13 protein-coding genes are annotated in these 13,582 nt (G+C 67.3%); 5 read left to right on the forward strand and 8 right to left on the reverse strand.

All coding sequences use genetic code 11. The features are described from left to right. Window positions 1-10 precede the first annotated feature (10 nt). Together QPR87_RS18590 and pcaD are read left to right on the forward strand one after the other, a co-directional pair. The gene (locus QPR87_RS18590) at window positions 11-1,342 is read left to right on the forward strand and encodes an MFS transporter (RefSeq protein ID WP_104493734.1); all 1,332 of its coding nucleotides are present in this window, start codon (window positions 11-13) and stop codon (window positions 1,340-1,342) included. 60 nt (window positions 1,343-1,402) lie between these two features. Beyond that, window positions 1,403-2,200 (forward strand): 3-oxoadipate enol-lactonase, encoded by a 798-nt coding sequence (gene pcaD / locus QPR87_RS18595; protein WP_285050750.1) that lies wholly within the window; start codon window positions 1,403-1,405, stop codon window positions 2,198-2,200. A 70-nt stretch (window positions 2,201-2,270) separates the two neighbouring features. Here pcaD and QPR87_RS18600 read toward each other — a convergent pair whose 3' ends face one another. Beyond that, window positions 2,271-2,951: a GntR family transcriptional regulator gene (locus QPR87_RS18600; RefSeq protein WP_285050751.1), complete on the reverse strand. Its 681-nt coding sequence runs from the start codon at window positions 2,949-2,951 to the stop codon at window positions 2,271-2,273. A 214-nt stretch (window positions 2,952-3,165) separates the two neighbouring features. Between QPR87_RS18600 and QPR87_RS18605 the strand changes: the two genes are divergently transcribed. After that, on the forward strand, window positions 3,166-4,194 hold the full coding sequence (locus tag QPR87_RS18605; RefSeq protein ID WP_285050752.1) for a trans-3-hydroxy-L-proline dehydratase: 1,029 nt from the start codon (window positions 3,166-3,168) through the stop codon (window positions 4,192-4,194). A gap of 16 nt (window positions 4,195-4,210) precedes the next feature. After that, a complete protein-coding gene (locus tag QPR87_RS18610) occupies window positions 4,211-5,161 on the forward strand; it encodes an ornithine cyclodeaminase family protein (RefSeq protein WP_285050753.1) in 951 nt (316 codons plus the stop codon). A gap of 146 nt (window positions 5,162-5,307) precedes the next feature. On the opposite strand, the gene fdhA is transcribed toward QPR87_RS18610, so the two are convergent. From fdhA to QPR87_RS18630, 4 genes are all read right to left on the reverse strand, one after another. Continuing rightward, a complete protein-coding gene (gene fdhA, locus QPR87_RS18615) occupies window positions 5,308-6,492 on the reverse strand; it encodes a formaldehyde dehydrogenase, glutathione-independent (protein ID WP_285050754.1) in 1,185 nt (394 codons plus the stop codon). A 31-nt stretch (window positions 6,493-6,523) separates the two neighbouring features. After that, window positions 6,524-7,633: a 4-hydroxyproline betaine 2-epimerase gene (hpbD, locus tag QPR87_RS18620; RefSeq protein WP_285050755.1), complete on the reverse strand. Its 1,110-nt coding sequence runs from the start codon at window positions 7,631-7,633 to the stop codon at window positions 6,524-6,526. A 63-nt stretch (window positions 7,634-7,696) separates the two neighbouring features. After that, a complete protein-coding gene (locus QPR87_RS18625; RefSeq protein ID WP_285050765.1) occupies window positions 7,697-8,764 on the reverse strand; it encodes an FAD-binding oxidoreductase in 1,068 nt (355 codons plus the stop codon). Window positions 8,765-8,766: 2 nt separating this feature from the next. Next, on the reverse strand, window positions 8,767-10,005 hold the full coding sequence (locus tag QPR87_RS18630; protein WP_285050756.1) for an aromatic ring-hydroxylating oxygenase subunit alpha: 1,239 nt from the start codon (window positions 10,003-10,005) through the stop codon (window positions 8,767-8,769). A 128-nt stretch (window positions 10,006-10,133) separates the two neighbouring features. Here QPR87_RS18630 and QPR87_RS18635 point away from each other — a divergent pair, with 128 nt between their 5' ends. Continuing rightward, window positions 10,134-11,009: a LysR family transcriptional regulator gene (locus QPR87_RS18635; protein ID WP_011747515.1), complete on the forward strand. Its 876-nt coding sequence runs from the start codon at window positions 10,134-10,136 to the stop codon at window positions 11,007-11,009. Window positions 11,010-11,015: 6 nt separating this feature from the next. On the opposite strand, the gene QPR87_RS18640 is transcribed toward QPR87_RS18635, so the two are convergent. The 3 genes from QPR87_RS18640 to QPR87_RS18650 form a co-directional block, all read right to left on the reverse strand. Further along, on the reverse strand, window positions 11,016-12,494 hold the full coding sequence (locus QPR87_RS18640; protein ID WP_285050758.1) for an FAD-dependent oxidoreductase: 1,479 nt from the start codon (window positions 12,492-12,494) through the stop codon (window positions 11,016-11,018). Then, window positions 12,491-13,279, reverse strand: coding sequence for a pyrroline-5-carboxylate reductase family protein (locus QPR87_RS18645; protein ID WP_285050759.1), 789 nt, complete (start codon window positions 13,277-13,279; stop codon window positions 12,491-12,493). Before QPR87_RS18645 ends, QPR87_RS18640 begins: the two co-directional genes overlap by 4 nt. Next, the coding region (locus QPR87_RS18650; protein WP_502921623.1) for a CBS domain-containing protein at window positions 13,276-13,582 on the reverse strand (307 nt) is incomplete at its 5' end. The genes QPR87_RS18650 and QPR87_RS18645, both read right to left, overlap by 4 nt.

Consider the following 13,582-nt stretch of genomic DNA (forward strand, 5'->3'; position numbering starts at 1 on the left):
GGAGAAGACAATGCGAAGCATTGATGTGAACGAGGCGATAGACCAGGGCCGCTTCGGCGGCTTCCAATGGATGGTCGTCGCGCTTTGCGGCACGCTGCTGATCGTCGACGGATACGACGTGTTCGTGGCCGGCACCGTGCTGCCCACGCTGATCGCGGAATGGGGCCTGACCAAGCCGCAGGCCGGCGCGCTTCAGGCCTGGGCGCTGTTCGGGATGATGTTCGGCGCGCTGATCCTGGGCCCGCTGGCCGACAGGATCGGCCGCAAGAAGGGCGTCGCCATCAGCTTCGTGCTGTTCACCACGGCGACCCTGCTGACGGGCTTTGCCAATTCGCCCGAGCAGTTCAAGGTCTTCCGCTTCGTCGCAGGTCTGGGTTGCGGCGGGCTGATGCCCAATGCCGTCGCGCTGATGAACGAATACGCGCCCAGGCGCCTGCGTGGCACGATGGTCGCGCTGATGTTCTCGGGCTATTCGGTCGGCGGCATGGTCGCGGCGGGGCTGGGGATCGGGCTCATCCCCGGCTTCGGCTGGAAGCCGATGTTCTTCATCGCTGCCGTGCCGCTGCTGCTTTTGCCGTTGGTGCTGTGGAAGCTGCCGGAATCGCTGGGCTTTCTGATCCGGCAGGGCCGGCAGGACGAAGCGAGGCGCATCTTTGCCAGGATCAGCCCCTCGACGGTGCTGGCGGCCGATGACAGGCTGGTGTTCAGCGAAACCAAGGGTGCCTCGGCCTCGGTCGCCGAACTGTTCCGCCACAATCGCACCCTGCGCACGCTGATGCTGTGGGTGTCGTTCTTCTGCTGCCTGCTGCTGGTCTATCTGCTGTCCTCCTGGCTGCCCAAGGTGCTGCAAGAGGCCGGATATGCCGAACGGGCCAGCCTTCTCAGCCTCTTTTCGCTGAACTTCGGCGGCATGGCGGGCGCCATCGCCGGAGGATGGATGGGCGACCGCTTCGGCCTGCCGAAGGTCGTGGTCGCCTTCTTTGCGGCGGCGGCGGCATCCATTGCGCTGATCGGCCTCAACCCGGCGTCGGGCGTGCTGTTCCTGCTGGTCTTTGTCGCCGGGGCCACGACCATCGGCACGCAGATCCTGCTGTATGCAAGCGTGGCGCAGCTTTACAACCTGTCGGTCCGCTCGACCGGACTGGGCTGGGCCTCGGGCGTCGGCCGGATCGGTGCGATCGTCGGGCCGACGCTTGGCGGGGTGCTGCTGGCGCGGGAACTGCCGCTGGGGCAGAACTTCCTGATCTTCGCGATCCCGGCGGCGGTCTCGGCCCTGGCGATGCTGGTCTTTGCGCTCAGCAACGCGCGCACCCGCGACGCGACGCAGCTTGCCGCCGCCTGAGAACGACAGCGACAAGGCGCGCGGTTCCGGCCGCGCGCCGCATCTTGTGAAAGGCCGACCATGCCCTATCTGGACCTGCCCACCCACCGGCTTCACTACCGCATCGACGGCGGGACAGGGGAGAAGCCGTGGCTGACCTTCTGCAATTCCCTGGGCACCGACCTGTCCATGTGGGATACCCAGGTTGCGGCTCTTTCGGGCAGCTTCCAAATTCTGCGTTATGATCGCCGCGGCCATGGCAGGTCCGAAGCCCCGACGCCGCCTTACGGCCTGGCCGATCTGGGTGGCGACGTGATTGCGCTGCTGGATGCGCTGTCCATCGAGCGCACGCATTTCTGCGGCCTGTCCATCGGCGGGCTGACCGGGCAATGGCTTGCCATCCATGCCGGGGCGCGGTTCGACCGCATCGCCCTTTGCGCCACTGCCGCCCGGATCGGGAGCGCGGAAAGCTGGAGCGCCCGCATCGACGAGGTCAAGGCGAACGGCCTGGGCAGCCTGGTGCCCGGAACCGCGGAGCGCTGGTTCACGCCGGCCTTTCGCGCCGCCCGGCCCGATGCCGTGGACGCGATCCTGGCCAGCTTTGCCGCAACCTCGGTCGATGGCTATGTCGGATGCTGCGCGGCGCTTGCAGAAGCGGATCTGCGGGACCGGCTTGGTCAGGTCGCGAACCCGTTGCTGGCGGTTTCCGGCAATGACGATCCGGTTTGCCGGCCTGCCCATCTGAAAGCCATCGCGGAGGGCGTGCAAGACGGACGTCATGCATGCCTGCCGGGGCGGCATATCGTGAACCTGGAATCGGCGTCGCTGTTCAATACCGTTCTGAGGGATTTCCTGACCGCTGCGCCTCCTTGCGCCTGAGGGGCGGCGACAGGGTTCCGAGCCTGCGCCACTCGGCGGGGTGGCGCTTTGCCCCGAAACAGTTGAGGCGTCAGCGGCCGTCCTTGCCTGCCGGCAGGTGGTGCAGCAGCGATGAGCAGGCCCCCATGATATGGTCGTAGACGAGCTTGCCCGCCTTTTCCGCATCGCCCGCGCGGCAGGCGGCGAGGATCTCGCGATGTTCGCGATCCGCGGTGCCCTGGCCGTGCGAGAGGGCAAGCTGGATGCGCAGGTAGCGCTCCAGCCGGTCGTTGACCGAGCGGATCGTGCGGACCAGGAACGGCCTTTGCGCATCCAGATACAACCGGCTGTGGAACTGCCAGTTCAGCGCCGACCATTGCGCCACGTCCGTTTCCCTGGCGAAGGCGTCGCAGAACGCCTCGGCATCCGTGAAGGTCTCGGGCGTCATATGCGGCACCGACAGCCTGATCGCGTTCGATTCCAGGATGGCGCGGGTCTCGAAGATCTGGGCGATCTCGGGCTCGGATACCGAGGTGACGATGGCGCCCTTGTTGCGCTGGAACTCGACCAGCCCCTCGGCCTCCAGCCGCTTCAGCGCCTCGCGGACCGGGATCTTGCTGACGTTGAACATCCGCGCGACATCGTCCTGGCGGATCGGCTCGCCCTCGTCCAGCGACCCGTCGGCGATGGAATCGCGGATGAATTTCAGGATGATGTCCGAGGCGGTCGGGGCCTGCCCAAGGTTGGGGACCTCTGCTTCATTGAATGGCATCCCGTTCTCCCCAAGCCGGCGTCAGTGCCGTTGCAATCGGCAAGATATGGTAGCCGATATATTGCCGCAAGGGACAGCAGATTGCAGGTTGGCGAGGGCGATGCGGGCGGGCCGCGCCGAGGCCGCTTGACAGGGTCGGGCAGACCGGGCAAATTGAGCGCTAATATTGTATACGAAATATGATTGCTGGGTTTCCATCCCCGAGCGAGGAAAAATGCGCACATCCAGGGTCGTGCATGTCGTGTCCTGCCATGCCGAAGGCGAAGTCGGCGACGTCATCGTCGGCGGCGTCGCCCCGCCGCCGGGCGAGACGGTCTGGGAGCAATCGCGGTGGATCGCCAAGGACGAGACCCTGCGCAATTTCGTGTTGAACGAGCCACGCGGCGGCGTGTTCCGCCATGTCAACCTGCTGGTGCCGCCCAAGGACCCGCGCGCCCAGATGGGCTGGATCATCATGGAGCCGGCCGACACGCCGCCCATGTCCGGCTCGAACGCGATCTGCGTGGCGACGGTGCTGCTGGATACCGGCATCATTCCCATGCAGGAGCCGATCACCCGCATGGTGCTGGAGCCGCCGGGCGGGCTGATCGAGGTCGAGGCCGAATGCCGGGGCGGCAAGGCCGAGCGCATCCGGGTCCGCAACGTGCCCTCCTTTGCCGACAGGCTGGACGCGCGGATCGAGGTCGAGGGGCTGGGCACGATCACCGTCGACACCGCCTATGGCGGCGACAGTTTCGTGCTGGTCGATGCGGCCTCGGTCGGGATGCGCATCGCCCCCGATCAGGCGCGCGACCTGGCAGAAATGGGGGTGCGGATCACCCGCGCCGCCAATGAACAGCTGGGCTTTCGGCATCCGGCGAACGACTGGAACCACATCTCGTTTTGCCAGTTCACCGACCCCCTGAGCGAAAGGGAAGGGGTGCTTTACGGCAGGAATGCCGTGGCGATCCGGCCGGGCAAGATCGACCGCTCTCCGACCGGGACGGGCTGCTCGGCGCGGATGGCGGTGCTGCATGCGCGCGGACGGATGAAACCCGGGGACCGCTTCGTCGGCCGTTCGATCATCGACACCGAGTTCCATTGCTCGATTGCCGATGAGGTCGAGCTGAACGGCAAGCGGGCCATCCGCCCGATCATTTCCGGGCGGGCCTGGGTCATCGGCACCAAACAGCTGATGGTGGATCCCGATGATCCGTTCCAGAATGGTTACCGCCTGTCGGATACCTGGCCGATGGATCTGTAAGGGGGATCGCAATTCCATGGCGCGCAAAAGCTCCACTCCGCAATTCCTGTCCTACGGGGACGCGACAGGCCGGCTAAGCTGGCGCGATGCTGTCGAGGCGCTGCGCCAGGGCCACACCCTGCCGCAGGCCCAGATCAGGGACGTGTTCCTTGGCCCGCCCACCGGCACGATGATGAGCCGCTCGGCCTGGATCGAGGGGCTGGGCTATGGCGCCAAGACCTTCACCGTCTTCGACGGCAATGCGGCGCGGGGGCTGCCCACGGTCCAGGGGGCGATGCTGGTCTTCGATGGCGAAACCGGCACGTTGCAAGCCATCGTGGACAGCCCGCTGGTCACCGAATTCAAGACCGCCGCCGATTCCGTCCTGGGTGCCAGCCTGCTGGCGCGCCCGGACAGCCGGCACCTGCTGGTCGTCGGCGCGGGGACCGTCGCGGCCAGCCTGGTCAGGGCCTATACGGCGGTGCTGCCGGGGATCGAGCGCGTCTCGGTCTGGGCGCGCCGACCGGAACAGGCGCAGGCGCTGGTCGCCGGCCTGTCCGGCGTCAAAGCCGAGCTGGTGGCGGTGCCCGACCTGCAGGCGGCGGTGGGGCAGGCCGACATCGTGACGTCGGCCACCATGGCGCGGCAGCCGGTGATCCTGGGCGCCTGGGTGCGGCCCGGCACCCATGTCGACCTGATCGGCGCCTTCAAGGCCGACATGCGCGAGGCCGACGATGCGCTGATGTCGAAAGCCGCGCTGTTCGTCGACAGCCGCGCGACCACGCTGGGCCATATCGGCGAGTTGATGATCCCCATCGCCTCGGGCGTTATCATGGAAGACAGCGTGCTGGGCGATCTCTACGACCTGGTGCGCCCCGATGCCCGCCGGCGGCAATCGGAGGACGAGATTACCGTCTTCAAGAACGGCGGCGGCGCGCATCTCGACCTGATGATCGCGTCCTGGATCGCGCGCGTCATGGCGGGGTAGGAGCGGGGCCGGGAAGCAGCCATTCGTCGCTGGTGAGCGGTCCATCCGCTTCCCATCAGCCGCCGGGCCATGAGATTTCGGCTTTATCGAAACGAAAGGCCGGCCAAGGATTCTGGCCGGCCTTCCCGCGTTGCGGACCTGTCGGCTCAGGCCGCCAGCATGCCATGCGGGTCGAGGACGAATTTCTTCGCCACGCCCCGGTCGAAGCTTTCATAGCCCGCCACCGCCTGATCCAGCGGGATGACCGTGGCGTTCACGATATCGGCGATGGGCAGGCGGTCGTGCAGGATCGCCTGCATCAGCTGGCGGTTGTATTTCAGCACCGGGGTCTGGCCGGTGTGGAAGCTCTGCGCCTTGGCCCAGCCCAGGCCGAAGCGCATCGACAGGCTGCCATGCCTGGCTGCGTCGTCGACCGCGCCCGGATCCTCGGTCACATAAAGCCCGGGGATGCCGATCTGGCCGGCGGCGCGGGTGATTTCCATCATCTGGTTCAGCACGATGGCCGGCTGCTCGCCGCCGGAATGGCCACGCGCCTCGAAACCCACCGCGTCGATGGCGGCATCGACCTCGGGCGTGCCGGTGATCTGGGCGATCATCTCGGGCAGGTCGTCGCCTTTCGACAAGTCCACCGGCTCGAAGCCGACCTTGCGGGCGTGTTCCAGCCGCTCCTTGTTGAAATCGCCGACCATGACCACCGCCGCGCCGAGGATACGGGCCGAGGCGGCCGCCGCGAGGCCCACCGGACCGGCGCCCGCGACATAGACCACCGAGCCGACGCCCACGCCCGCCTTCCAGGCGCCGTGAAAGCCGGTGGGCAGGATGTCGGACAGCATGGTCAGGTCGCGGATCTTCGCCATGGCCCGGTCGCGGTCGGGGAATTTCAGCAGGTTGAAATCGGCATAGGGCACCATGACATAGCGCGCCTGGCCGCCGATCCAGCCGCCCATGTCGACATAGCCATAGGCACCGCCGGCGCGCGACGGGTTCACCGTCAGGCAGACCCCGGTATCGCCCTCGCGGCAGCAGCGGCAGCGGCCGCAGGCGACGTTGAAGGGCACGGAAACGATGTCGCCGATCTCCAGCATCTCGACATCGACGCCCTTCTCGATCACCTCGCCGGTGATCTCATGGCCCAGAATCAGGCCGGGCTCGGCGGTGGTGCGGCCGCGGACCATGTGCTGGTCCGAGCCGCAGATATTGGTCGAGACGACCTTCAGGATCACGCCATGCGCGATCTTGCGCCTGTCCGGCGCCTCGAGCTTCGGGTCGGCGATGTCCTGCACCTCGACCTTGCCGGGGCCGATATAGACCACGCCTCTGTTGCTGCTCATTTGACTTGCTCCTCCTTCAAGTGAAACCGCTTCAGGAAAACGACGCAACCGGCGGACCGAAGACGCCCTCGTCGGGGGTGATGCCGAGGCCCGGGCCCTTGGGCAGGTCGATATGGCCGCCGGCGATGCGGATGCCGTTTTCTTCGTCGTAGTGCCGCGCGATATAGGGCTGGGCGATCCAGACGCCCTCGTTCAGCCGGGGCTGGACGGTGGCGCCGATATGGGTGCAGGCGGCGGCGATGATGTCGCCGCCCCAGGCGTCGTCGCAGCTATGGGGCAGGGCGCGGGCCTCGCAGATGTCGCGGAACGCCGCCATCTGCTGCAGCCCGCCGATCCGCGTCAGCTTCATGCCGAACCCGTCGCAAAGCCCTTGGCCGGCGGCGCGGATCACCGTGGACAGATCCTCGCCGCTCTCGTCCAGATAGATGCCGTGCCGGACCCGGTCGCGGATCGCGACGATTTCCTCCAACGTGTTGCAGGGCTGTTCCAGCACGAAGGGAATATCCGGGCATTCGCGCGACAGCCGCAGCGCGTCGCGGGATGGCAGGCTGCGGTTGCCGTCCACCGCCAGCCGCGTGCCGGTGCCGCGGATGCGCTCCCAGACCTTGCGGACGGTCTCGATGTCGATCTCCACCGGCCGGCCGCCGATCTTGATCTGAAGGCGCGGGAAACCCTCGGCGACCTTTTCGGCGGCGATGCGGGCGATCTCGTCCGGCTGGCCGATGCCGGTCGCGTAATAGGAGGGCACGCGCTCGGCCGCGACGCCGCCCAAAAGGTCCGCCACCCGCACCCCGTAATGCTTGCCCATCAGGTCATGGGCGGCGATGTCGATGGCCGCCTTGGCGTAATTGTGCCCGCAAAGCAGCCCGTCCATCCGGCGGCGCAGGACCAGCGGCTGCAACGGGTTCGCGCCGATCAGGCCCGGCGCCATCTCGGCCAGGGCGGCGCGGGCGCCAAGCGCATGGCTGGGCGCATAGGTCGGGCCGACCGGGCAGGTCTCGCCCCAGCCCGCCAAGCCGCTGTCGGCGACGATCTTGACCAGCGTGGTCTGCAAGGACCAGACCGTCGAGCTGGCGATGGTATAGGGCCCGTCCTTGACCGGCAGGTCATGGGCATAGACGTGTATTTCGGCAATCTTCATGGCCTGTCCCTGTCATATTGCTTGAGCGATGCGTTTCAGGGGACCGATGGCCCCCAGGGATCGTCACAGGTCGATGGTGACGTCGCCGATGGGCCGCGAGCAGCAGGCCAGGATATAGCCCGCCTCGACATCCTCGTCGGTGATGCCGCCATTGTGGACCATATGGACCTGGCCCGAGAGCTTGAGGACCTGGCAGGTGCCGCAGATGCCCATGCCGCAGCCCGAGGGGATCGGGATGCCCGCCGCCCGCGCCGTGGCCAGGATGGTCTCGGTCTCGGCCGCCCGCGCGGTCTTGCCCGAGGCGGAAAAGCGGACCTCGGCCAGCGCGTCCTCTTGCGGCACCACGTCCTCGGGCACCGTCTCGGCCTCGGCCGGCGGGCCGCCGAAGCTTTCCTGGTGATAGCGGGCCATATCGTAGCCCAGTCCGTGCAGGATGTCGCGCACCGCCTGCATGAAGGGCTCGGGGCCGCAGCAATAGACGTCGCGTTCCAGATAGTCGGGCGCGATCAGGCCCAGCATCAGCTGGTTGAACATACCGCGATAGCCGGTCCAGGGCCGATAGGGGTCGGGTTCCTCGACGATCCATTTCAGGTCGATTCCGGCGACGCGCGTCGCCATATGCTCCAGCCGCTCGCGGAAGATGATCTCGGAGGGGCGGCGGGCGCAGTTGACGAAGACAATGTCGGGATCGCGCCCGGAATCGTAAAGGAAGGTGGTCATCGACACCATCGGCGTGATGCCCGAGCCGGCCGAGATGAACAGGTATTTCTCGGCCGGATCCTGCATCATCGAGAACTTGCCGGCGGGGCCGCGGGCGCGGATCCGCATCCCGGGCCGCAGGTGGTCGAACATCCAGCGCGTGCCGATGGATGCCTTCTGCGCCTTGACCGTCACCGTCAGCGAGGTCGGCCGCGAGGGCGAGGACGAGATGGTATAGGTCCGGTGCAGCGGCCCCCCGGGCAGGGGCAGTTCCAGGGTCAGGAACTGCCCCGGCTCGAAGCTGAACAGCGCGCCGGATGAGCTGCGAAAGCAGAAGGTCATCACATCCGGCGCCTCGCGCAGGAACGATACGCATTCCAGCTCTTCGGCGTCGGTCCAGAAGGCCAGCGTCGGTTTCGTCGGCGCGTTCATGGTCACTCGGCCGCCATGCGGCTGGGGGCGAGGCTGCGTTCCATCCATGCGGCATACCAGTCGATGAACTGGATCACGCCGCTTTCCCAGTCGGGCGAATAGGGGCCGGGGATATAGGCCGGCGAGAAGATGCCCTCCTGGTTGGTCTCGACGATCTCGCGATCCTCGTCATTGGTGGCGATCCAGACTTCGGTCAGGCGCTGAAGGTCGTAATCCACGCCCTCGACCGCGTTCTTGTGCACCAGCCAGGTCGTCGTCACCTCGGTCTCGGTCGGGCTGATCGGGGTGACGCGGAAGGTCAGCGAATGGTCGGGCAGGAAATGGTTCCAGGTCGAGGGATAGTGGAACACCAGCAGCGAGCCGGCGTCAGGCTTGGCCACGCGACCCAGCTGGCGTGCCACCGCCGCCTTGCCGTCCATCGTATAGCTGACGGCGGTTTCCTGCAGCGGCATGCGCGCCAGCCGGAACTGGCCGTCGCCGCCCAGCAGGAATTGCGCCGGGGCGCCGGCTGCGGCACAGGCATCGAAGTGATCCTGGATGCGCTGCGAGATCGAGCCGTCGGCCGACACGCCAGCCACTTCGGGGTCCAGCGGGAAGGAGCGGCACAGCGCCGGGTGGTTGCCGCTGCAATGATAGCATTCGCGGTTGTTTTCCCAGACCAGCTTCCAGTTGCCCTTCTCGATGATCGAGGAGCTGTAGGCGACCTTGGCGTCCTGAAGGTCGTGCACGCCCAGATAGGGCTCGGCGGCGCGGGCGAAAGCCTCGAAATCCGGCGGCGTGTCGGCCAGGCAGATATAGATCAGCCCCTTGAGGTTGCGCAGCGCCACGCTGCGCAGCCCGTGCTGCGTCGGGTCGAAATCGGGGCCCATGCTGTTGGCCCAGATAAGCTTGCCATCCAGGTCGTAGGTCCATTGGTGATAGGGGCAGACCAGCTTGGCCACCTGGCCCTCGCGCGCCTTGCAGACGATCGAGCCGCGATGCCGGCAGGAGTTGTGGAAGGCGCGGATTTCCCCGTCGCGGCCCTTGACGATGACGATGTTATAGGCGCCGATCCGCAGGGTCGCGTAGCTGCCGGGCTTGACCAGTTGGCAGGCCGGGATGGCATAGAGCCATTCGCGGTAGAAGATGTGCTCCAGATCCTGCTGATAGATCTCGGGCGAGGTATAGAAGGGCTGTTCCAGCGCGTGTCCGGGAATTCGGCGGGCGAGCAGGTCATGCAGATTCGTGTTGGTGGCGGACATGTTCGGCTTCCATGGGGCGAGGGTGAATCCTGCCTGCGACAATCGGCTGCATGCGGCATCTTGACAACGGCATAAAAATTCACCTTGGCTTAGCTGGTCTAACCTGAAAGCCATCGGGAGCGAATTGGTTGCGCAGACCCTACGACCTTGCCTCGATCACCGCCCTGATGTGTTTCGAGGCCGCGGCCCGCAAGATGAGCTTCAAGGAAGCCGCAAAGGAGACTAACGTCACCCCCGCCGCGATCAGCCACCAGATCAAGGCGCTGGAGCAGGATCTGGGCTGCGCGCTGTTCATCCGCCGGCATCGCGGGGTGGAACTGACCGAGAAGGGCGCCTTCCTGCTGGTCGCCCTGCAGCGCGGTTTCGAGACCATCTCGGATTGTGTCGTGCAACTGCGCGAAAGCCCCGAGACGGTCGATGTCACGATCCGCGCCTCGACCGCGGTCAGCGCGCTGTGGCTGACCCCCAAGATCGGGGCGTTCTGGAAGATTCATCCGGGCATCACCGTTTCGCAGATCATCAGCGACGTGCCGGGCTCGGGCGGCCGGCACGACCTGAGCATCCGCTATGCCATTCCCCAGGACAATGGCGAGGAATGGCGGCCGCTGTTCCATGACCGGATCCTTGCCCTGGGAACGGAGCGCTTTCGCCAAGAACACGGCATTCGCAGCGCCGCCGACCTGATGTCTGCCCCGCTGATCCACATGCGCAGCGAGGAGAACGACTGGACCGGCTGGACGGAATGGTTCGCCGCCCTGGGCCTTTCCGTGCCAAGGGGGCGCAGCCTGCATGTGAACAATCACATGATCGCCCTGCAGGTGGCCGAGGACGATGTCGGCGCGGTGCTGGGCTGGGACGGGCTGCTCGGAAACCTGCTGGAACAGGGCCGGCTGGTCCAGCTGGTGCCGGAAAGCATCCCTTCTCCGGCCGGCTTCTACCTGACCATCCACCCCCGCGCCTCGGTGAAAGCCCGGCTGTTCGCGGATTGGCTGGCGGAGGGCTGAGTCGCGTCAGATCTGGCGATAGACCCGGTCCGTATCTTCCTCGAAATGCCGCAACTCGTCCTGTCGGCGGGCCTCGGACCAACCGAGGCTGGCGGCGGCGATGCGCGACAGCGCCTCGGCCCGACCCCGGCCCAGGTCGGGCTCCAGTCCATCCGGCAAGCGACGGCGGATGAGGTCGGCAAGGCGCACCACATGTTCCCGGGCCGCCATCTGGCCGATGCCGTCGTGATGGGTTTCAGGCGCCGGAATGGCGCCCGTGGGTTCCGGTCCCTGCCTTCCCAGACGGTTTTCGACCGCCCGTGCCACCTTCCGCGCCGCGTGGCGGTGCAGCATGATGGTCGAGCCGGTGACGGCCAGCAGGCCGGGCACTGCGGGATCCTCGGCCACCTCGACCGGCAGGCTGGTGGTCCGGCCGTCGCGGGTCGAGGTCGGCCGCACGCCGCACCAGCAATGCAGCACATCCGCCCGCGTCAGGCGCAGGTCGGGGAACAGGTGGTTGGCCTCGCCCAGGATATAGTCGATCTCGGCGTCCTCGACGCGGATGTCGTCGGGATTGGCGGTGACCTCGGTCTCGGTCGGGCCGATGAAGTGGAAATCGCGCCAGGGAAAGACGTAATAGGGCTCGCCCTTGCGGGAAAAGGCCTCCAGCCCCTGGCCGCGGAATGTCTCGGGCAGGCGCAGCATGACGTTGACGCCCTTGATGCCGATCACCCGGCGCTTGCCCGAGCCGCCGCCCGGCACCCGGTCGATCCAGGGGCCGGCGGCATTCACCACCATGCGGGTGCGGACCTGCGCCCGGCCCTGCATCCCGGGCGCGCGTTCGTCCAGCGCGACCAGCCAGCCCTCGCCCTCGCGCGTGATCGCGGTCACTTCGGCATAGGTGCGGATGGTGGCGCCGCGCCGCTCGGCATCCAGCGCGGTATCGACGCAGATGCGTTCGGGCCAGGCATACATGTATTCATCGAAGACCCCGACGCCGCGCAGGGGTCTGCCTAGGGCCGCCGCCATGGCGCTTTCGGCGGCGGCTTTCGCAGGCGAGAGCCGGCGATAGGACAAGGGCACCCGCCAGCCGTCCAGCGCCTCGACCAGCCGGAAGCCGAGATCGACCAGCCAGGGCGGATAGCGGTCGCCCTTGCGGAACGGATAGTGAAAGCGGTGTTTCGTCAGGTGGCCGGGCATGTCGCGCACCAGTTCGGCCCGGCAGCGCATCACGTCGCGGGTGTAGAGCAGGCGGCGCAGCATGTCGGCGGGCCGAAAGGGCATCTGCCACAGCGGATAGCGCGCGGCGAGATAGCCGAGCCCGGAATAGAGCATGCGGCTGGAGCGCGACGAGGTGCCGGCGCCGATGTCGCCGCGATCCACCAGCAGGGTGCGAAAGCCGCGCCCGGCCAATTGCCGCGCGCTGGCGCAACCCACCGCGCCGGCGCCGATGACGATCACGTCGTAATCCGTCCCGTCGAGGCTGGTAAGCGGCGGGCGGGTCACGCCGGACCCTTCGCCATGCGTCGCGCCTTGTCGGCCGCGGCTTCCAGTGCGGCCACGACGGCGCGGCTGAAGCCTGCCGCCTCGGCGGCGTCCAGTCCCGCCGCGGTGGTGCCGCGATAGTCGCGATAGGCGGCGACCATGGCGGGCGCCTCGGTGATGCGGCCTTCCAGCAGCCGTGCGCCGCCGATGACGGCCGCCTCGGCCGCACGCCAGGCGATGGGTTCGGAAACGCCTTGCGCGCGCATGAACCCGGCCATCGCCACGGCCATCAGCGCCGGATAGGCGGCGCCCGAGCCGGGCAGGGCGGTCATCAGGTCGATCTGCGCCTCGGTTTCCAATTCGTCGGTGGTGCCGATGGCCGAGAGCAGGCGCCGCACCGTGTCGCGGTCGGCATCCGTCACGCCCTCGGCGACCCAGAAGGGCGAATATGACCCGCCGATCTCGGCGGCGGCATTCGGCATGACCCGCACGATCCGCCCGCCGCAGCGGGCCAGTTCGCGGGCATCCATCCCGGCCATGAAGGATAGGACCAGCCGCCCCTCGGTCCGCAGCGCCAGCTCCGGCCAGTCCTCGGGCCGCACCGAGACCACGATCACGTCGCTTTGCGCCACGAGATCCGCCACGTCCCGCGCCCAGGTCACATCGGCATGGCCGTGATAGTCGGGCCGCGGCCCGCTGCGGTTCAGCAGCACCAGATCGCCCGGCCGGACGATCTGGCGCGACAAGAGCCCCGCGCCAAGCGCCGATCCCAGCCAGCCGGTTGCGCCGATGATGCCGATCTTCATGGGGCCCCCTCCCCCTTGCTCCCTGTATATGCGTTGATGGCATCCTGGAACGGGATGACGCCGAGGGTCTGGCCCTGGGGGTCCTGGACGCGCAGGGCCTGGAGGCGGTTGGCGGCCATCTGTTGCAGGGCCTCGGCGATGCTGGCGTCAGTGGCGATGCTGGCCTCGGGCAGGGCGTCGAAGCCGTGCTGGGCCAGCATGACCGCGCCGACCTTCAGCACCTTGCCGCGGTCGACATGCTGCACGAAATTCGCCACGTAATCGTCGGCCGGGCGCAGCACGATGTCCTGCGCCGTGCCCTGC

The organism is Paracoccus sp. SSJ, assembly GCF_030234105.1.
In the GTDB taxonomy this organism is placed as follows: domain Bacteria; phylum Pseudomonadota; class Alphaproteobacteria; order Rhodobacterales; family Rhodobacteraceae; genus Paracoccus; species Paracoccus denitrificans.

Coding starts and splice junctions, on each gene's coding strand:
- QPR87_RS18590 (WP_104493734.1), top strand. CDS start 11: ATGCGAAGCATTGATGTGAACGAGGCGATAGACCAGGGCCGCTTCGGC.
- QPR87_RS18605 (WP_285050752.1), top strand. CDS start 3,166: ATGCGCACATCCAGGGTCGTGCATGTCGTGTCCTGCCATGCCGAAGGC.
- fdhA (WP_285050754.1), bottom strand. CDS start 6,492: ATGAGCAGCAACAGAGGCGTGGTCTATATCGGCCCCGGCAAGGTCGAG.
- hpbD (WP_285050755.1), bottom strand. CDS start 7,633: ATGAAGATTGCCGAAATACACGTCTATGCCCATGACCTGCCGGTCAAG.
- pcaD (WP_285050750.1), top strand. CDS start 1,403: ATGCCCTATCTGGACCTGCCCACCCACCGGCTTCACTACCGCATCGAC.
- QPR87_RS18625 (WP_285050765.1), bottom strand. CDS start 8,764: ATGAACGCGCCGACGAAACCGACGCTGGCCTTCTGGACCGACGCCGAA.
- QPR87_RS18645 (WP_285050759.1), bottom strand. CDS start 13,279: ATGAAGATCGGCATCATCGGCGCAACCGGCTGGCTGGGATCGGCGCTT.
- QPR87_RS18600 (WP_285050751.1), bottom strand. CDS start 2,951: ATGCCATTCAATGAAGCAGAGGTCCCCAACCTTGGGCAGGCCCCGACC.
- QPR87_RS18610 (WP_285050753.1), top strand. CDS start 4,211: ATGGCGCGCAAAAGCTCCACTCCGCAATTCCTGTCCTACGGGGACGCG.
- QPR87_RS18630 (WP_285050756.1), bottom strand. CDS start 10,005: ATGTCCGCCACCAACACGAATCTGCATGACCTGCTCGCCCGCCGAATT.